The sequence below is a fragment of the Mycobacterium palustre genome (assembly GCF_002101785.1).
GTDB classification, from domain to species: domain Bacteria; phylum Actinomycetota; class Actinomycetes; order Mycobacteriales; family Mycobacteriaceae; genus Mycobacterium; species Mycobacterium palustre.
In genome coordinates, this window is sequence record NZ_LQPJ01000135.1 from 40,541 (window position 1) to 58,649 (window position 18,109).

An 18,109-nucleotide genomic window follows, 5' to 3' on the forward strand; every position below is an offset into this window, starting at 1 on the left:
TCACTGCGCGCGGGGATGGGCGCCGGCCCACACCTCGCGCAACGCGTGCACCGTGACCAGCGTGTAGATCTGCGTCGTGGTCACCGAGGCGTGACCGAGCAACTCCTGCACGACGCGGACGTCGGCGCCGCCCTCGAGCAGGTGGGTGGCGAAGGAATGCCTCAGCATGTGCGGCGATACCCCCGACGTGATGCCGGCGCGCTCGGCGGCGTCCTGCAGCACCTGCCACGCGCTTTGCCGCGACAGCCGGCCGCCGCGCGCGTTGAGGAAAATGGCCGGGGTGCCGCGGCCGCGGCGCGCCAGATCGGGGCGCCCGCGCACCAGGTAGGCGTCCAGCGCCTGCACGGCCGGGCGCCCCACCGGCACCAGCCGCTGCTTGCCGCCCTTGCCGCGCAGCAGGACCGAGCGCGCCTGGGTATCGATGTCGTCGACGTCGAGGCCCACCGCCTCCGAAATCCGAGACCCGGTGGAATACAACAACTCCAGCAGCGCCCGGTTGCGCAGCGTCAGCGGGCCGTCGCTGGGGCTGTCGCCGCCGGCGCCCTCCAGCAGGGCCAACACCTGGTCGATGGTCAGGCTCTTGGGAAGCCGACGCCCCGGCGTCGGCGGCCGGACGGCCCGCGCCACGTCCAGTTCCGCGAGGCCCTCGGCGGCGGCGAACCGGTGCAACCCGCGCACCGCGATCAGCGCCCGCGCCGCCGACACCGCCGACAGCGCCGCCGTCCCGGAGTCCGGATCGCCGCGGCGCAGCGCCACCAAGAATTCGCTGACGTCGTCTTCGCCGACCTTGGCCAAATCAAAGATCCCGCGGTCGGACAGGTGCTTGGTGTAGCGGCGCAGGTCGCGGCGATACGAGCTGAGCGTGTTCTTGGCGACGCCGCGCTCGATGGTCAGGTGGTCGAGGTAGCCCTGCAGTTGGCTCTCCAGCGCCACCGTCGTCATCGACCGGCCTTTCGCGCGGCGAACGCGGTCGGCTTGTCGATCCAGGGGCTGTCCGCCGCGCGCGGCTGTGCGATCCCGGCGCGCACCGCATGGGCGGCCAGAATCCCCGCCACCGCAATGGCATTGACGATTTCGCCGCCGAGCACCTTGCGGGTGGCCTCCGCGAGCGGATACCACTGCAGCGTCATGTCGGCTTCTTCGTCGTGGGCCTCGGGCCGGTCCACCTGGGTGAGCCCGGTGGCCAGGTAGACGCGCACCGATTCGTCGCTGAAGCCGGGCGTGGAATCGAGGTCGACGAGCACCCGCCAGGTGTCGGCCTTCAGCCCCGCCTCCTCGTGCAGTTCCCGGGCGGCGGTCTGCAGGGCGGGCTCGCCGTCGACATCGAGCAGCCCGGCGGGCAGTTCCCACAGCCGGCGGCCGAACGCGTGGCGGTACTGGTAGACCATCGGGATGTTGCCGTCGTCGTCCATGGCCACCACGGCCACCGCGCCGAAGTGCTCGACGACCTCTCGGGTGACGAGCTTGCCGCCGGGCATCCGGACCTGATCGCGGCGCAGCGCGAAAATCTTTCCGGTGTGCAGCGTTTCGGATGACGCCGTCTCGAAGTTGTGCTCAGCCACGGGCCGCGGGCTCGGGTAGCGGCCGCTGAACGCTGTCTCGGTGCTGGCTGTTGCCGTTGGACGCGTGCTCGGGGATCTCCACCGGCAACTGTTCGCCCGCCTGGTAATCCAGGGCCGCCCGGACGAACGCGACGAACAGCGGGTGCGGGCGGGTGGGTCGGCTCTTCAGCTCGGGGTGGGCCTGGGTGCCGACGAGGAACGGGTGCACGTCCGGCGAGTATTCCACGAACTCCACCAGGTGGCCGTCGGGCGAGGTCCCGGAGAATCGCAGCCCGCTTTCGGCGATCTTCGCCCGGTAGGCGTTGTTGACCTCGTAGCGGTGCCGGTGCCGCTCGGACACCTCGGTGGTCCCATAGGCTTGGGCCACAATCGAATCCGGATCCAGCACCGCGGGGTAGGCGCCCAGCCGCATGGTGCCGCCGAGATCGGCCTCGCCGGCGACGATGTGCTCCTGGTCGGCCATCGTCGAGATCACGGGATCCGGTGTGCCAGGCTCGAATTCGGCCGAGTTGGCCTCGGCGAGTCCGACCGAGCGGGCGGCTTCGATGACGATGCACTGCAGGCCCAGGCACAGGCCCAGCACCGGCAGCCCGCGCGCCCGGGCGTGGCGGATGGCGCCGATCTTGCCCTCGATCCCGCGGATGCCGAACCCGCCGGGGATCAGCACGCCGTGGACGTCGCCCAGGGCGCCCGCGGCGTCGCCCGGGGTGGAACAGTCGTCGGAGGGCACCCAGACCATCTCCACCTTGGCGTGGTGCTTGAACCCGCCGGCACGCAGCGCCTCGGTGACCGACAGGTAGGCGTCGGACAGCTCGACGTACTTGCCCACCAACGCGATCCGCACCGTCTCGTGCGGTTCGTGAACCCGGCGCAACAGGTCGTCCCACTCGGTCCAGTCCACGTCGCGGAACGGCAAATTGAGCCGGCGCACCACGAACGCGTCGAGTTCCTCGCGGTGCAACACCTTGGGAATGTCGTAGATTGACGGCGCGTCGGGGGTGGAGATGACGCCGTCGATGTCGACGTCACACATCAGCGCGATCTTGTTCTTCAACGCTTCGGGGACCTCGCGGTCGCTGCGCAGGATCAACGCGTCGGGCGTGATACCGATGCTGCGCAGCGCGGCCACCGAGTGCTGGGTGGGCTTGGTCTTGAGTTCACCGGACGGGGCCAGGTAGGGCACCAGCGACACGTGCAGGAAGAACACGTTTTCCCGGCCGAGGTCGTGGCGCACCTGCCGCGCCGCCTCCAGGAAGGGCTGCGACTCGATATCGCCCACGGTGCCGCCGATTTCGGTGATGACGACGTCGGGGCGGTTGCCGTCGGCGTCGGGTTCGGCCATGGCCAGGATGCGCCGCTTGATCTCGTCGGTGATGTGCGGGATCACCTGCACGGTGTCGCCGAGGTATTCGCCGCGCCGCTCCTTGGCGATGACGGTCGAATAGACTTGTCCCGTAGTAACATTCGCCGAGCCCGACAGGTCGCGATCCAGGAACCGCTCGTAGTGGCCCACGTCGAGGTCGGTCTCGGCGCCGTCCTCGGTGACGAAGACCTCGCCGTGCTGGAACGGGTTCATCGTGCCCGGGTCGACGTTGAGGTAGGGGTCGAGCTTTTGCATCGTCACGTGCAGGCCCCGGGCGGTCAGCAGCTGCCCGAGGCTGCTGGCGGTCAGCCCTTTGCCCAGCGAGGAGGCGACGCCACCGCTGACGAAGAGGTGCTTGGTGGCGGTTTGCGGGTGCTTTCGCACAGGCGACCTCCGTGAAGACGGGCAGGGCTTGAGATTTAACGCGCTGGGCCTGCCGACCCACGGAAACCCACCCTAACACCCGGCACGCGGCGCCGTCGCGAACACGCCCGAGCGCGGCCCCGGCCTTTACTGGGGCACGGTGATCGAGGTGGCGCCGTGGCCGGTGCCGTACTGCCCGACGTGGCCGCCGTTGATGAGGTCGTGCAGGCCCAGCACCGCGGTGAGGCGCCCGGGCGCGGTGTCGACGTCGTCGACGGTGCTGATCACCGAGGCCATGCCGGAGTCGGCGCGGGTCACCGCGACCGCGGCGCCCCCCGTCGCCGACCCGTCGCGCCCGGCCAACAGGGCTCCCGAGCCGTGCGGCGCGAGCGCGGCCGAGAACCGGGCCACGCTGACGCCCTGGTTGCCGGCGTCCTGCGGGATGCCACCGCCGGTGACCACCAGCGCGGCGTTGGCCGCCCCGAGGTGCTCGGTGGGCTGATAGGTGATGAACCCGGTGTCGCGCAGCGACGCCAGCACGGTGTCGCGCTGGGCCTCGTCGACGGGCGGCACCGCGGGGTTGGTGTTGGTCAGCAGGGCGATGCCCAACAGGTCGCCGGCCTGCGAGCCCTGGTCGACGAGCTTGGTGCTCAGCTGCTGCCCGGCCGGCAGGACCGACGAGTTGACCACGGTGCGCAGCTTCTCCGCGGAGTTGGCGTCGACGAACTCCTGGGTCAGCGACACGGTTCCGCTGACCGTGCCGCCGGCCTGGCCGATGAACTTGGTGACCGCGGCGACGTCGTCGTCCTTGGCGTCCGGGGTCCGAAAGACGATCACCGACTTGCCGCCCAGCGCGTCGTGCACGATCCGGCCGGCCAGCTGGTTGTCGAAATTGTTTGTCGCGGCGAGCTTTTCGTTCAGGACGTTTTTCTGGTCGTTGAGCCCGTTGATCTGCGAGTAGAGGTCGCGCTTCTCGTCACGCAGGCTGGACAGCAGGGTGTCGGACAAAAAACCCGAACCCAGCACCACCCCGACGGCCAGGGCCAGGAAGACGGCCGCCAGCGAAAGGGCATGTTGGCGTAGCGAGATCATTAACGCACCATCCTCGAACGGATTAGGTGACCAAGTGCTGCACCCAAAGGGAGAAGCGGTCCCAGTATTGGACGATCCAGTGCAGCACCACGCCGTCGGTGCGCGACACCCACAGGGCGACGATGACGGCGATCAGCATGGTCAGCGCCAGCAGCGCGATCGCGCCGCCCGAAATGTGGTTGCGGTACAACGTCGCAACGGCCTTGGCGTCCACCACCTTCTCCCCCACCCGGAGCCGGGTCAGGAAGGTCGAGGGGTTGCTCTGCGCGCGCGTGCGGTCGAAGAACGTCTCGATGTTGGCGGTGTGGCCGGCCGTGACGAGCAGCGCGGCGCCGTGGTGGTCGGCGAGCAGCAGGGCCAGGTCGACGGCCGACCCGGCGGCGGGGAAGGTCATCGCCCCGACGCCGAGGTCCTGGATGCGTTCCAGGCCGGGCGCGTGCCCGTCGGCGTCGGCCGGCAACACCACCTGGGCGCCGCACTTGAGGGCCTCGGTGCTGATCTGGTCGGGGTCGCCGACGATGATCTGGGGGCGATAGCCGGCCTTGCGCAACACGTCGGCGCCGGCGCCGACGCCGACGAGCACCGGCTGGTACTCCTTGATGAACGGCTTGAGGGACTTCAAATCGTCCTCGGCGCTGGGCTCGTCGGCGACGATCACCACATGGCGGCGGCGCAGGTCGACGTCGATGTCCGGGATGCCGATGCCGTCTATCAAAAGAGGGCTCTCGCTCTTGATGAACTCGATGGTGTTGCCCGCGAACGCCTCCAAGTGGGCGGCCAGGCCGCTCTTCGCCTCGCGCATCAGGTCGGCGATGTCGTGGTCGGTGCGCTCGGTGCCGCGGGCCAGGCGCCGGTCGCCGGAGTACACGCCGCCCTCGTGCAGGCGAATCTTGGCGCCGTCCTTGACCTTCTTGAAGACCTCGGGCCCGGTCTCGTCGATGAGGGTGACGCCGTTGTTGACCAGCACCTCGGGGCCGAGGTTGGGGTAGCGCCCCGAGACCGAGGGTGAGGCGTTGACGACGGCGGCGATGTCTGCTTCGACCAGCGCGTCCGCGGTGATGCGGTCCAGGTCCAGGACGTCGAGCACCACGATGTCGCCGGGGCAGACCCTGCGCAGCAAGCGGTCGATGTTGCGGTCCACCCGGGCGGTGCCGATCAGGCCCGGCCGGGTGGTGTTACGCGATAGCAGCCCTGACATCTTCATGGGGGCGATTCTGTCGGTGAAGCGAGGACGAGGCGGGGAGGCGCGCCGTAACATCCGCCCCAGAAGTTATCTAGAGCCACACCTGTCACAAGCCGGTTACGGCTTGATCGCCGCGAGGGTGCGCAGATGTACTGAAGTTGCGGCGTGTCGTCGTACAAACACGCACGCTCGCGCGACGTGACCGCTACGTCTTCTTACGTCTTCTCGCTTTGCGCGGTCTCGAGCAGCTCGCGGGCGTGGGCGCGGCCGCTGTCGGATTCGCCGAGGCCGGCCAGCATGCGGGCCAGCTCGGCCACCCGGTCGTCGCCGGTCACCCGCCGCACCACGCTGGTGCCCTTGGGCCCGGCGCTGTGCACCACCAGGTGCACGTCGGCGTAGGCGGCGACCTGCGCCAGGTGGGTGACCACGATGACCTGGTGGGTGCGGGCCAGCCGGGCCAGCCGCCGCCCGATCTGCACCGCGGCCCGGCCGCCGACGCCGGCGTCCACCTCATCGAACACCATGGTGGTGCCCGCCGAGACCTTGCGCGACGTCGCCAGCACGACCTCCAGGGCCAGCATCACCCGGGACAGCTCGCCGCCCGAGGCGCTCTTGGCCAGCGGCAGCACCGTCATGCCGCGGTGGGCGGCGAAGCCGAACTCGACCTGGTCGATGCCGTCGGCGCCGGCGCGGGCCAGCTCGCCCGACGGCAGCGTCAGGGCCGCGGGGTCGTCGTCGGCGGCCGGGTCGGTGGTCACGTCGATGGTGAACACGGCGTCGGCCATCGCGAGTCCGGACAGCTCCGCGGTCACCTCCTTCGACAGCCGTTTGGCGGCCTTGCGCCGGACCTCGCCGAGTTCGGTTGCCACGTCGCACAATTCGCGGGCCAGCTCGTCGACCCGTCGTTGCAGGGCGGTCACCGCCTCCTCGGAGACGTCGAGTTGGGTCAATCGTTCCCGGGATTCGGCCGCCCACCGCAGCACCCCGTCGACGTCGGCGGCGTACTTGCGCGTCAGCGTGCGCAGCTGGGCCTGACGGGCCAGCTTGGATTCCAGCGCGCTGGCATCGACCGGCAGGTCGTCGAGGAAGCCGCCGAGTTCGCGGGCCGCGTCGGCGACCACGGTCAGCGCCTCCCCGATCTGGCCGGCCAGCGCCCGCAGCGTGGCGTCGTCGGTGGATTCCAGTGCGGCCCTTGCCTTTCCGAGCGTGTCGGTGGCGCTGCGGCCGAGGTCGTCGGGGTCGTCGGCCGACAGCGCCGCGCGGGCGGTGGCGGCGGCTTCGCGCAGCGTGTCGAGTTCGGAGAGCCGCAGGATGTCGGCGACCAGCGCGTCCTCTTCCCCGGGCTGCGGATCGACGGTGTCGATCTCGTTGAGCGCGAACTTCAGCCGGTCGGCCTCCTGGGCCAGTTCGCGGGCGCGGTCGCGGCGTTCGATGAGGTCGCGGCGGGCCGTGAGCCAGGCATCGCGCAGCTTGCGGTAGCGCTCCAGCGCCGGACCCGCCCCGGCGAACCGGTCCAGCGCGCCACGCTGCTCCTCGGGCCGCATCAGCCGCAGCTGGTCGTTTTGTCCGTGCAGGGTCAGCAGCCCGGCGGTGAAGTCGCCCAGCGACTTGGCGGGCACGCTGCGCCCGCCCAGGGACGCCCGCGACGGTCCGTCGCGGCTGACCGAGCGCAGCGCGATGACGCTGCCGTCCTCGTCGCGCTCGGCCCCCACCGATTCCAGCATCCCGTCGAGCTGCGCCACGGTTTCCTCGTCGAGATCGGTTGTGGTGAACCGGCCTTCGACGACCGCGCGCTCGGCACCCGACCGGACGCGGTTGGGGTCGGCGCGCGCACCCCCGAGCAGGTGCAGCCCGGTGACCACCATGGTCTTGCCGGTGCCGGTCTCGCCGGTCAGCACGGTGAGGCCGCGGCCGAACTCGCCCACCGCGGCGCTGATCGCGCCCAGCGACTCGATGCGGATTTCGGTCAGCATTCGGTCAGCCCCCGCGCCTGCGCCGTTAGTTGCCGCGCCAGCCGGTCACCGGCAACCGGAACTTGCGCACCAGGCGGTCGGTGAACGGCGCGCTGTCCAGCCGCGCCCATCGCACCGGCGTGTCACAACTGGTCACCTCGAGCCGCCCACCGGCCGGTACCAGCATCTCGCGGCGCCCGTCGCAGAACACCAGGGCGTCGTGGCCGTCGGCCTCGATCTCGATCGCGACGGTGGCTTCGGGGCTGATGACCATCGGCCGGGCGAACAGCGCGTGAGCGTTGTTGGGCACCACCAGGATTGCCTCCAGGTCCGGCCACAGCACCGGGCCGCCGGCCGAGAACGCGTAGGCGGTGGAGCCGGTCGGCGTCGAGACCAGCACCCCGTCGCAGCCGAACGTCGACACCGGCCGCCCGTCGATCTCGACGACCACACCCAGAACGCCCAACCGCGGCCCCTTTTCCAGGCTCGCCTCATTGAGCGCCCAACCGTGGTTGATGACGCGGCCGCCGTGGCGCACCACGATGTCCAGCGTCAGCCGGTTCTCAACCCGGTAGTCGCGCGCGACGACGTGGTCGAGCACCTGGTCGATGTGCTCGGCCTCGGCCTCGGCCAAAAAGCCGATGCGGCCCAGGTTCACGCCGAGCACCGGGATGCCGGCGTTGCGGGCCAGTTCGGCCGCGCGCAGGAAGGTGCCGTCGCCGCCGAGCACCAATACCAGTTCGCAGCCGTCGGCGGCGTGCGGGTCGGCGTCGACGACCTCGATCTCGACGCCCATGGCGCGCATGTCGTCGGGCGATAGGTGCAGCGACCCCCGGTCGACGGCCTCGGCGGACAGCAATCGAAGCGCAATCCCGTTGTCGCTCAACACCTTCTGCACGCGGCGTGCGGTCTCGGTGGCTTCGTCGCGCCCGGTGTGGACCACCAGCAGGACGCTGCGGTGCTCGCTCATCGCGGGCCCTCCTCGACGGCGCGACGCACCGCATGGACCAGCGCGTCACCGGCCAGGGCCCGGTCGGTTTGGGCGCGCAGCCACAGGAAGTATTCGACGTTGCCCGACGGACCCGGCAGCGGGCTGGCGGTGACGTCGACGGTGTGCCAGCCCATCTCGCGCGCGCGGCGCGCCACGGCCAGCACGGCTCCGGCGCGCAGGCCGGGGTCGTGGACCACGCCGCCGGCGCCGACCTGGCCCTTGCCCACCTCAAACTGCGGCTTCACCATTGGAACGATATCCGCGCCGGGCCGGGCGCAGCCAATCAGCGCGGGCAACACGGTGGCCAGCGAGATGAAGGACAGGTCGGCCACCACCAGGTCGACCGGTCCGCCGATGGCCTCCGGCGTCAGGTCGCGAACGTTGGTCCGCTCCACGACCACCACCCGCGGGTCGCCGCGCAACGACCAGGCCAGCTGCCCGTACCCCACGTCGGCGGCCACCACCGCGGCGGCCCCGCGATCCAGCAGCACCTCGGTGAACCCGCCCGTCGACGCGCCGGCGTCCAGGCAGCGCCGACCGGCGACGGCGATGCCGAAGGCGTCCAGCGCCCCGATCAGCTTGTGCGCGCCGCGCGAAACCCAGCTGCGCCGGCTGTCGTCGGCGACGGTCAGGGCCGCGGTGACGTCGACGGCGGTAGCGGGCTTGCGCGCCGGCATGCCGTCGATGCGGACCTTGCCGGCGCCGATCAGCTCGGCGGCCTGCTGGCGGGATCGCGCCAGCCCGCGGCGGACGAGCTCGGCGTCGACGCGGGCACGTCGGGCCACCGCCTCAGCCCTTCTCCGCCGACTCCAGCGCCCGCAGCAGCACGTCGTGCGCCTCGGAGAGGCGGCGGGCTATCTCTTCGAGCTCGGCGAGAGACGGCCCGTTTTCGCCGTCGGCGTCGTCGGGCAGCTGGGCGAGCAAGGCCTCAATTTCAGCGCGAAGCTGATCGGGATCGACAGTCATTGCGCTTCTACGCTAGTCACCCCTTGGCCGTTGGCAACCGGCGTAGCCCCCGGCGAGTCGTTCGGCGGTACCGCCACATGCACCACAGGAATCGGCGCACCGCGGCGGGCCGCACGTCTAGTCCGCCAGAGACCAGCGGCGCAGCGCGTCGCGCGCGCGGTCGTCGCCGGCCGCGATGCGCACCGCCGGACCGTCCGAGCCGGCGCCCCACACCGCGGCGGCGACGGCGCGCACGATCGAGAGCCCGTCGCCCTCGTCGGCGCCGTCGGCGCTGACCGTCATCGCGTCCTCGCCGGCGTCGACATGCCAGCCCGGCTGCGGCCCGATCGCGAGCCGCTCGGCGTCGGCGTGCAGCGAGCGCAGGTCGTGGCCGATGTAGGTGGGCCGCAGCGCGGGGGCGGCGAACACCGCGTCGCGGGCGGTGCTCACGCCGGTGAGGACCATCAGGCTGGGCAGCCCGGCGGCGTTGGCGCCCTCGATGTCGGTGTCCAGCCGGTCGCCGACGACCAGCGGCGCGCGGAAGTCGCCGCGGGCCACCGCGTCCTGCAGCAGCCGCGGCGCCGGCTTGCCGGCGACCCGCGGTTTTGCGCCGGTGGCCGCCCGCAGCGCGGCGACGAACGATCCGTTGCCGGGCAGCAGGCCGCGCTCGGTGGGCAGGGTGGGGTCGACGTTGGCGGCCACCCACAGCGCGCCGGCCCGGATGGCCAGGGCGGCCTCGGCGAGGTCGGGCCAGCCGATGGTGGTCGAGAGCCCCTGCACGACCGCGACCGGGTCGTCGTCGAAGCGGCGCACGGGGCGCAGCCCGACGGCGACGATCTCGTCGGCCAGGGCATCGGTGCCGACGATGAGCACCCGCGACCGCGGGTCCAGCTCGTCGGCCAGCAGCCGGGCCGCGCTCTGGGCGCTGGTGACGACGTCCGCCCCGGTGGCGCTGAAGCCGAGATCGCGCAGGTGCGAGGCGACTTGGTCGGCGCTGCGGGAGGCGTTGTTGGTGACGAAGAGCTTGCGGCCGGTCGCCTCGTCCAGCGACCGCACCGCGCCGTCGGTGGGCGAATGGCCGCGGAACACCGTCCCGTCGAGGTCGATCAGCAGGCAATCGTATTCCTGCGCAATGGTTTTCATGGCCGACCCGTCGCGTCAGCCCAGCTCGCTGACGCGTTCTTCGGCGTCGGTGACGCCATCGACGTCGGCGGCGGCCGACCGCAGAAACCATTGCAGCGCCTCGTTGTTGCGGCCGAGCGCGAGCAGCGTGTCGGCGTAGGCGTAGAACAGCCGCGCCGCCGTGGTGCCCGTGCGGGCCGGGTCGAGCTGCGGCGTCGAGAGGACCGTCAGCGCCTGTTCCAGCTGCCCGAGATCGGCACGGGCGCCGGCGGCGACGATGCGCAACTCGTCGGCGTCGTCACCGGACAGCTCGGCCGCCTCGGGTCCGCGCGCCAGCTCGATCGCCCGCGCCGGACGGCCAAGCCCGCGTTCGCAATCGGCGATCAGCGCCAGCAGGGACGACTTGCTGCCCATCCGGCGGGCGGCGCGCAACTCCGCCAGCGCCTGCGCCCAATCGCCGCAGCGGTAGGCGGCGATCCCGACGGCCTCGCGGACGCCGGCGATCCGGCTGGCGCGGGCCCGGGCGGCGCGGGCGTGGCTCAGCGCGGCCTGCGGGTCCTCGTCGATCAGCTCGCCGGCGGCCACCAGGTGGCGCGCCACCGCGTCGGCCGTGGCCCGGTCCAGGGTGCTCAGCTCGCGCCGGACTTCGGGCGCCAGCTGTCTTGCCTCCACGCCGGGCGGGATCGGGGGCGCGTCGGGGCGGGCGCGGTGGCCGTCGGCGTTCTCGGGCTGGACCGCGCGCGCCCGGCCGGGTCCCGACCAGCCGCCCGCCCCCGAACGCGGTCGCCGTCCCCCGCCGTGCCTTCGCCTGTCGTCGACCACTCTCGAAAGAATACGGGCCGCGCGGATCAGCCGACCCTCTCGATCCCGGCGATGTTGCGTTTGCCGCGGCGCAGCACCAGCCACCGGCCGTGCAGGAAGTCCGAGGGCTGTGGCGCCCACGCCTCGCTGTCGATGCGCGCGTTGTTGACCGAGACGCCGCCCTCGCCGATGGTGCGCCGCGCGGCTCCCTTGCTTGCCGACAACCCGCTGGCCACCAGGAGGTCGACGATGCTGTCCGGGGCGCCGGGCTTGAGCTCGGCGACGGACGCCTCACGCAGGGCGGCGGCCAGCGTCGCCTCGTCCAGGCGGTCCAGCTCGCCCTGCCCGAACAGCGCCCGGCTGGCGTGCTCGACGGCCTCGGCGGCCGCCTCGCCGTGCACCAGCACCGTCAGCTCGCGGGCCAGGCGACGCTGCGCGGCGCGCTGCTGCGGGCGCTCGGCGGTCGCCTGTTCCAGCTCGGCCAGCTCGCCCGCCGACAGGAAGGTGAACCAGCGCAGGTAGCGGATCACGTCGGCGTCGGCGGTGTTGATGAAGTACTGGTACCACGCGTAGGGGCTGGTCATCTGGGGGTCGAGCCACAGGCTGCCGCCGCCGGTGGACTTGCCGAACTTGGTGCCGTCGGCGGCGGTCACCAGCGGGACCGTCAGCGCGTGCACGGCCACGCCGAGCTTCTGGCGGACCAGGCGCACGCCGGCGATGATGTTGCCCCACTGGTCCGAGCCGCCGATCTGCAGCGTGCAGCCGTGGCGCTGGTGCAGCTCGACGTAGTCGTTGGCCTGCAGCAGCATGTAGCTGAACTCGGTGTAGGAGATGCCCTCGCCCTCGAGCCGACGGCGGACGGTGTCGCGGTCGAGCATCACGTTGACCGAGAAGTGCTTGCCGACGTCACGCAGGAACGCGATTGCCGACATCGGGCCCGTCCAGTCCAGGTTGTTGACGACGAGGGCGCCGGTCGGTGAGGCGTCGAAGTCGACGAAGCGTTCCAGCTGCCCGCGGATGCGCTGGGTCCACTCGGCGACGGTGTCGGCGCCGTGCAGGCTGCGCTCGCCGACGTCGCGCGGGTCGCCGATCATGCCGGTCGCGCCGCCGGCGAGCACGATCGGGCGGTGCCCGGCGCGCTGAAACCGGCGCAGCGCCAGCAGCGGCACCAAATGCCCGGCGTGCAGGCTGGGCGCGGTCGGGTCGAAGCCGGCGTAGACGGTCAGCGGCCCGCTTGCCGCTGCGGCGGCCAGCGCGTCGAGGTCGGTGGACTGCGCGATCAGCCCGCGCCAGCCCAGTTCGTCGAGGATCCCGGAAGACATCGCCGCCGACTTTAGTCGCTGGTCCCGGGGGCGGGCGCCCGCGGACTTCGCCGGTAGGCCGACACCTCCGGCCGGCCCGCCAGCCACAACCGCCAGGGCCGGTCGGCGGCCTGGCTGACCCCGACGCGCGGGCCCGCCACGGCGCTCAGCGGCTCGTGCAGTTCGAGGGCGACCGGGCTTTCGCCGTCGAACAGGTCGATCCCGTTGTCGTCCATCGTGATTCCCAGCGCCGAGCACAGGTTGCCCGGGCCGCGCGCCAGCGCCGCCGTGCGTACCAGCTCGCCGCGGCGGGCGCGCGCGACGTCGGTGCCGTCCTCGATGGCCGCGGCGCGCAGCAGCACGGCGGCCGCGGTGCCGTCCGGCCCGCAGGAGACGTTGGCGCAGACGTGGATGCCGTGGCTGCGGTAGGTGTAGAGCCGCCCCGGCGGCCCGAACATCACCGCGTTGCGGCCGCTGATTCCGCGGTAGGAGTGGGCCGCCGCGTCCGGCCAGGGGCCGTCGGGAACCCCGCCGTAGGCCTCGACCTCGACCACGATGGCGCGCACGCCGCGCCCGGTGAGGGTGGCGCCGAGGAGCCGATGGGCGGCCGCGACGGGGTCGACCACCAGCTCGTCCGCAGCCACCCTCCGAACCTACCGGGGCCGAACGCATGGCAGTATCCCGGTTGCTCGGGTGGCGAAGGAGCCCAAAACAATGCATGCGATCGACCCCGCGGCCACCGCGTGGCTGCTGGCCAGCACCGCGTTGGTGCTGCTGATGACCCCCGGCCTGGCCATCTTCTACGGCGGCATGGTCCGCACCACCGGCGTGCTCAACATGATCATGATGAGCTTCATCTCCATCCCGCTGGTCACGGTGGCGTGGCTGCTGGCCGGCTATACCATCGCGTTCTCCGACGACGGCGCGCGCGGGCTGGTCGGCAACCTTCGCTACCTCGGGATGCTCGGCATCGGCCCCGACACCCTGCACGGCGCCGTCCCCGAATTGCTGTTCGCCACCTTCGAATTGATGTTCGCGATCATCACGGCCGCCCTGGTCAGCGGCGCGATCGCCGACCGCGCCAAGTTCGCGGCCTGGGTGGTTTTCGTGCCGGTGTGGGCGATCGCGGTGTATTCGGTTGTCGCGCACTGGGTCTGGGGGCCGGGCGGCTGGCTGGCCAAGATGGGCGTGCTCGACTATGCGGGCGGGCTGGTCGTCGAGATCGTTTCCGGCGCCTCGGCCCTTGCCTTGGCGCTGGTGCTCGGGCCGCGCATCGGGTTCAAGAAGGAAGCCATGCGGCCGCACAACCTGCCGTTCGTCCTGCTGGGCGTCGGACTGCTGTGGTTCGGCTGGTTCGGTTTCAACGCCGGTTCGGCGTTGGCCGCCAACGGCGCCGCCGCGGCGATCTTTTTGAACACGCTCGTCGCCGGCTGCCTGGGCATGCTCGGCTGGCTCTCGGTGGAGCAGGTCCGCGACGGCAAGCCGACCACGTTCGGCGCCGCCTCCGGTGTGGTGGCCGGGCTGGTCGCCATCACCCCGTCGTGCGGGACCGTCGACACCCTGGGGTCGGCGGTCGTCGGCCTCGCGGCGGGCGTCGTGTGCTCGTTCGCGGTGGCCGCGAAATTCCGCTTCAATTACGACGATTCGCTCGATGTGGTCGGCGTGCACTTCGTCGGCGGCGTGGTCGGGGTGTCGTCGATCGGGCTGCTCGCGACGGCGGTGATGACGGCGGGCCCGCGGGGCCTGTTCTACGGCGGCGGCTTCGCCCAACTGGGCAAGCAGGCGCTCGGGATCGCCGTCGTCGCGCTGTATGCGTTCGCCGTGTCGTTCGTCATCGCCAAGGTGGTCGACCGCGCCATCGGCTTCCGGGTCAGTCCCGAGGACGAGACCACCGGCGTCGACCTGACCCAGCACGCCGAGACGGCGTATGCCGAAGGCGTGCACGGGCATCTGCCGCAGCGCCGCCCCGGATCCGACGGGCGCTGAGCGGCTCAGCCCGTCGGCAGCCTGAGCACGAGACCCTCGGCGTCGTCGCCCTGCCAGAACGGGACCGGTGAACGGCAGCGCGAACGGCCGTTCCCGGTCCGCCGTCACCTGATCGTATTGCTGTTGATGGTTGTTCGAGATGCCGCCTGCGACGAACATGATCGCGGGCATCGCTACGAACATGACCACGGCGATGGCGACGCCATACATCCGCAAGCCTGCGTTCGGACCGGGCCAATGGCGCCACCCCCGGGGTCGGGACGCCGCTGCCGTCGGCCCTGGCCCGGTCTTCCAGTTGCGGCGCCAGGCCGAGCTTTTCGACGAGCGTCAGCCAATCCGCCGCCGAGACCACGAACGCCGGCTCCCCTTCCCGGGGCACCGGGCCGCGCCACGCGAACCGATAGCTGAGCTTGGTCTTGCCGCTCCAGCTGACCCCTGGGAGGCCGGCGCATTCGGGCACCCCAGGGTCAGCGGTTGCGAATTGGCTACGCGCACAACCAGACCGCCGTCGTCATGGAGCCCGTGTACGGAGACGAGCGGATGCTGGCGGCCGGCGTCACCCGCACCTGCGCGGGCGACGCCGAGGCGATGCGGGCGGGCCGATTGCGAAATCCTTGCGCACACGTGGGTGGCATGTCGTCGTTTGCGGCTCACGCGGGTCGCTTGGGGCTACAGTTTTTTCGATGGAAGCCCCCGTCTGCCAGCGGCGGCGCCGGAGCCGACTCCCCCGGTGCCTGCCGGTCACTGTGCGCCCACGGGTCGGCGTAAACCGTAGGCAGAAATCCCTATTCTTGGCCGGCTGCTGCCCTGCCGGCGGGCGGTAACCGATGGAGGACTTGCTGGAACGCGAGGCCGCGTTGGCAGAGCTGGCCAGATTGGCCCGGTCGGCCGCCCGCGGCTCGGGACGGATGGTGTTGTTGCGCGGTGAGGCCGGGATCGGCAAGACCGCGGTGATCACCCGGTTCACCAGTGGTCTGCGCGGATCGTGGCGGCTCCTGCGGGGCTGGTGCGATCCGCTGGTCACGCCGCGACCGCTGGGCCCGCTCGTCGACGCGCTCACCGACCTCCGCGGCGAACGCGCGGCCCGGGTACGCGCGGCCATCGATGCCGGTGCCACCGAGTCCATCTATGCCGGGCTCATCGGCATGCTGGGCGATCGCCGGCCGTCGGTCTGGGTGATCGAGGACGTGCACTGGGCCGACGGTGCCACCCTGGACCTGCTGCGCTTCCTGGCGCGCCGCGTCGAGGGGCTGCCCGCCCTGCTGGTCGTGTCGTTCCGGGACGACGAGATCGACGACAAGCACCCGTTGGCGGTGCTCCTGGGCGATCTGGTCGGCTGCGCGGCGGTGACGCGCCTCGCGCTGAATCCGCTCAGCGAAGCGGCGGTGGCCAGCCTGGCCGTCGGCAGTGGTGTCAACGCCGACGCGCTGTATCGACTGACCGGCGGCAACCCGTTCTACGTCACCGAGGTGTTGGCCGGCGGCCCCGACGTGCTCACGCGGGAAGCGTTGCCGCGCAGCGTGTCCGAAGCGGTGTGGGGGCGGTTAGCCCGGCTGTCGAGCGCGGGACGCCGGCTGGCACAGGCGGCGGCCGTGTGCGGGCCGCGGGTCGGCCCGGCGCTGCTGGAGAAGCTGTGCCCGGGCTCGGCGGCGGCGCTGGCCGAATGCCTGGGGGCGGGGGTGCTGCTGGCCGAGGCGGACTCGGTGGGGTTTCGCCATGAGATGGCCCGGCGCGCGACCGCCGACCAGATCCCCGACCACCAGCGCCGCCAGCTGCACAAGCGGATACTGACGCTGCTCGCCGAGCCGCCGATCGACCCGAACACCTTGGCGGCGTTGGCATTTCACGCCGATCAGGCCGGCGACCTCGACGCGGTCCTTCGTTACGCGCCGGCGGCGGCCGAGCGCGCGGCCCTGTTGGGGGCTCACGGCGAGGCCGCCGAGCTGTACGCGCTGACGCTGCGCCACGCCGACGACACTCCCACCGAACAGAGGGTGGTCTGGCTGGAGCGGCACGCGTTCAGCAGCTACCTGAGCGGGCTGCCCGACAAGGCCATCTCCGCGTTTCGCGAGGCGATCACGTTGCGGCACAAGCTGGTTGATCGGCTCGGCGAGGGCGACAACCTGCGCTGGCTGTCGAACATGCTGTGGCCGCAGGGGCGCACGGCCGAGGCCGTCGAAGCCGGTGTCGCCTCGCTGCGCCTGCTCGAAGCGACGGGACCGAGCCCGCAGCTGGCCTGGTCGCTGCTCAACATGGCGCAGCTGGCCGCGTGGGACCACGATCCGGCGTGCAGCGATTACGCGGCGCGCGCCCTGGCGCTGGGCACTCGGCTCGCCGATCGCGCCGTCGTGGTGCGGGCACGCTGCTTTGCCGCGGTGGCCACGGTGCAGCGCGGCGACACCGGCTGGGATGATCTCGAGGCGGCCTGGCGCGACGCCGTTTCGGGGGCGCTGTTCGAGGAGGCCGGACTCGCCGGGTCACTGCTCTGCTGGTTCGCCGCGGTGCACCACCACCTCGATCGCGCCGAGGGCTACATCGCCGACACCACCGCGTTCTGTGACGAATACCAGCTCGGCGTCTACCGCGCCTTCGCGTCCGGCGCGGCCGCCCTGGTGGCGCTGCACCGCGGAAGCTGGGCGACCGCGTTAGGCTTCGCCAACGACGTGCTGACCCGGCCCGCCCTGGCGCCACTGCACCGCATCTTTCCGCTGGTGAGCATGGCGTTGATCCGCGCGCGCCGGGGCGAACGCCGGGTGGCCGCCTTGTTGGACGAGGCGGCCGCCGCCGCCGATTCCGACGATCTGTTTCGCTTCGGTGTGGTGTGGGCGGCTCGCGCCGAGGCCGCCTGGCTCGCCGGGGATGACGACGCCGCCCGCGGCGCGGCGCTGGCCGGCCTGGCGGCGGCGACCGAACACACCGATCCGTGGCTGGTCGGCCACCTGCGCCGCTGGGCGCGGCTGGTCGGCGGCCCCTTCGCCGACGCGCCGACGGCCGACACCATCACGCCCTACCGGCTGGAGGTCAGCGGGGACTGGCGCGCCGCCGCGGCCGAGTGGACGCGGCTCGGCTGTCCCTACGACGCCGCGATCGCCCAACTGGACGGCGACATTCCCGCCGTCCAGGCCGCGCTGGGCACCTTCCGCGAGCTGGGCGCCCGCGCCGCGGCCCGCCGCGCCCAGCGGCGTCTCGCCCAACTCCGCGGGCGCACAAGCGGCCGACGCGCCGACACGCTCTCCGATCCCGATGGGCTGACCCGCCGCGAACGCGAGGTCCTCGAATTGCTCGCCGCCGGCCGCAGCGACACCGAGATCGCCTCCGCCCTGTTCATCAGCCGCAAGACCGCCAGCAACCACGTCAGCGCCATCCTGACCAAACTCGGCGTGAACAGCCGCGTCCAGGCCGCCGCCCGGCAGCGCGCGTCGTCGCGCGCCTGAAGGGCAGCCCCCCG

The 18,109-nt window shown here is 71.9% G+C and carries 15 protein-coding genes; 2 read left to right on the top strand and 13 right to left on the bottom strand.

Going from position 1 to position 18,109, the window contains the following annotated elements; translation table 11 throughout:
• The 13 genes from xerD to AWC19_RS23095 all read right to left on the bottom strand — a co-directional run bounded on the left by xerD (position 1) and on the right by AWC19_RS23095 (position 13,319).
• On the bottom strand, positions 1–942 hold the full coding sequence (gene xerD / locus AWC19_RS23040) for a site-specific tyrosine recombinase XerD (RefSeq protein ID WP_085080419.1): 942 nt from the start codon (positions 940–942) through the stop codon (positions 1–3).
• The gene (locus tag AWC19_RS23045; RefSeq protein WP_085080420.1) at positions 939–1,562 is read right to left on the bottom strand and encodes an NUDIX domain-containing protein; all 624 of its coding nucleotides are present in this window, start codon (positions 1,560–1,562) and stop codon (positions 939–941) included. The genes xerD and AWC19_RS23045 overlap by 4 nt, the downstream gene beginning before the upstream one ends.
• Entirely contained in the window at positions 1,555–3,309 is a 1,755-nt protein-coding gene (locus AWC19_RS23050; protein ID WP_085080421.1) for a CTP synthase, read from the bottom strand. The genes AWC19_RS23045 and AWC19_RS23050 overlap by 8 nt, the downstream gene beginning before the upstream one ends.
• A gap of 126 nt (positions 3,310–3,435) precedes the next feature.
• Positions 3,436–4,380: a copper transporter gene (locus AWC19_RS23055; RefSeq protein WP_085080422.1), complete on the bottom strand. Its 945-nt coding sequence runs from the start codon at positions 4,378–4,380 to the stop codon at positions 3,436–3,438.
• A gap of 22 nt (positions 4,381–4,402) precedes the next feature.
• On the bottom strand, positions 4,403–5,584 hold the full coding sequence (gene steA, locus AWC19_RS23060; protein ID WP_085080423.1) for a putative cytokinetic ring protein SteA: 1,182 nt from the start codon (positions 5,582–5,584) through the stop codon (positions 4,403–4,405).
• A 194-nt stretch (positions 5,585–5,778) separates the two neighbouring features.
• Positions 5,779–7,536, bottom strand: coding sequence for a DNA repair protein RecN (gene recN / locus AWC19_RS23065; protein WP_085080424.1), 1,758 nt, complete (start codon positions 7,534–7,536; stop codon positions 5,779–5,781).
• A gap of 25 nt (positions 7,537–7,561) precedes the next feature.
• Positions 7,562–8,485 (bottom strand): NAD kinase, encoded by a 924-nt coding sequence (locus tag AWC19_RS23070; protein WP_085080425.1) that lies wholly within the window; start codon positions 8,483–8,485, stop codon positions 7,562–7,564.
• Complete coding sequence (locus tag AWC19_RS23075; RefSeq protein ID WP_085080426.1) at positions 8,482–9,291, bottom strand: TlyA family RNA methyltransferase; 810 nt, start codon at positions 9,289–9,291, stop codon at positions 8,482–8,484. Before AWC19_RS23075 ends, AWC19_RS23070 begins: the two co-directional genes overlap by 4 nt.
• 4 nt (positions 9,292–9,295) lie before the next feature.
• The gene (locus AWC19_RS29395) at positions 9,296–9,472 is read right to left on the bottom strand and encodes a hypothetical protein (RefSeq protein WP_142281365.1); all 177 of its coding nucleotides are present in this window, start codon (positions 9,470–9,472) and stop codon (positions 9,296–9,298) included.
• 117 nt (positions 9,473–9,589) lie between these two features.
• A complete protein-coding gene (locus AWC19_RS23080) occupies positions 9,590–10,594 on the bottom strand; it encodes an HAD-IIA family hydrolase (protein ID WP_085080427.1) in 1,005 nt (334 codons plus the stop codon).
• Positions 10,595–10,609: 15 nt separating this feature from the next.
• Entirely contained in the window at positions 10,610–11,395 is a 786-nt protein-coding gene (locus tag AWC19_RS23085; RefSeq protein WP_142281366.1) for a tetratricopeptide repeat protein, read from the bottom strand.
• Positions 11,396–11,421: 26 nt separating this feature from the next.
• Positions 11,422–12,696 (bottom strand): tyrosine--tRNA ligase, encoded by a 1,275-nt coding sequence (tyrS, locus tag AWC19_RS23090; RefSeq protein WP_085080428.1) that lies wholly within the window; start codon positions 12,694–12,696, stop codon positions 11,422–11,424.
• An 11-nt stretch (positions 12,697–12,707) separates the two neighbouring features.
• On the bottom strand, positions 12,708–13,319 hold the full coding sequence (locus AWC19_RS23095) for a DNA-3-methyladenine glycosylase (protein WP_085080429.1): 612 nt from the start codon (positions 13,317–13,319) through the stop codon (positions 12,708–12,710).
• Positions 13,320–13,389: 70 nt separating this feature from the next.
• On the opposite strand from AWC19_RS23095, the gene AWC19_RS23100 reads away from it, so the two are divergent.
• On the top strand, positions 13,390–14,661 hold the full coding sequence (locus AWC19_RS23100) for an ammonium transporter (protein ID WP_085080430.1): 1,272 nt from the start codon (positions 13,390–13,392) through the stop codon (positions 14,659–14,661).
• Between the two features lie 827 nt (positions 14,662–15,488).
• Positions 15,489–18,095, top strand: a complete 2,607-nt coding sequence (locus AWC19_RS31285) for an ATP-binding protein (protein WP_085080431.1) — start codon at positions 15,489–15,491, stop codon at positions 18,093–18,095.
• Positions 18,096–18,109 lie beyond the last annotated feature (14 nt).

Coding starts and splice junctions, on each gene's coding strand:
- recN (WP_085080424.1), bottom strand. CDS start 7,536: ATGCTGACCGAAATCCGCATCGAGTCGCTGGGCGCGATCAGCGCCGCG.
- tyrS (WP_085080428.1), bottom strand. CDS start 12,696: ATGTCTTCCGGGATCCTCGACGAACTGGGCTGGCGCGGGCTGATCGCG.
- steA (WP_085080423.1), bottom strand. CDS start 5,584: ATGAAGATGTCAGGGCTGCTATCGCGTAACACCACCCGGCCGGGCCTG.
- AWC19_RS31285 (WP_085080431.1), top strand. CDS start 15,489: ATGGAGGACTTGCTGGAACGCGAGGCCGCGTTGGCAGAGCTGGCCAGA.
- AWC19_RS29395 (WP_142281365.1), bottom strand. CDS start 9,472: ATGACTGTCGATCCCGATCAGCTTCGCGCTGAAATTGAGGCCTTGCTC.
- AWC19_RS23100 (WP_085080430.1), top strand. CDS start 13,390: ATGCATGCGATCGACCCCGCGGCCACCGCGTGGCTGCTGGCCAGCACC.
- AWC19_RS23080 (WP_085080427.1), bottom strand. CDS start 10,594: ATGAAAACCATTGCGCAGGAATACGATTGCCTGCTGATCGACCTCGAC.
- AWC19_RS23055 (WP_085080422.1), bottom strand. CDS start 4,380: ATGATCTCGCTACGCCAACATGCCCTTTCGCTGGCGGCCGTCTTCCTG.
- xerD (WP_085080419.1), bottom strand. CDS start 942: ATGACGACGGTGGCGCTGGAGAGCCAACTGCAGGGCTACCTCGACCAC.
- AWC19_RS23070 (WP_085080425.1), bottom strand. CDS start 8,485: ATGAGCGAGCACCGCAGCGTCCTGCTGGTGGTCCACACCGGGCGCGAC.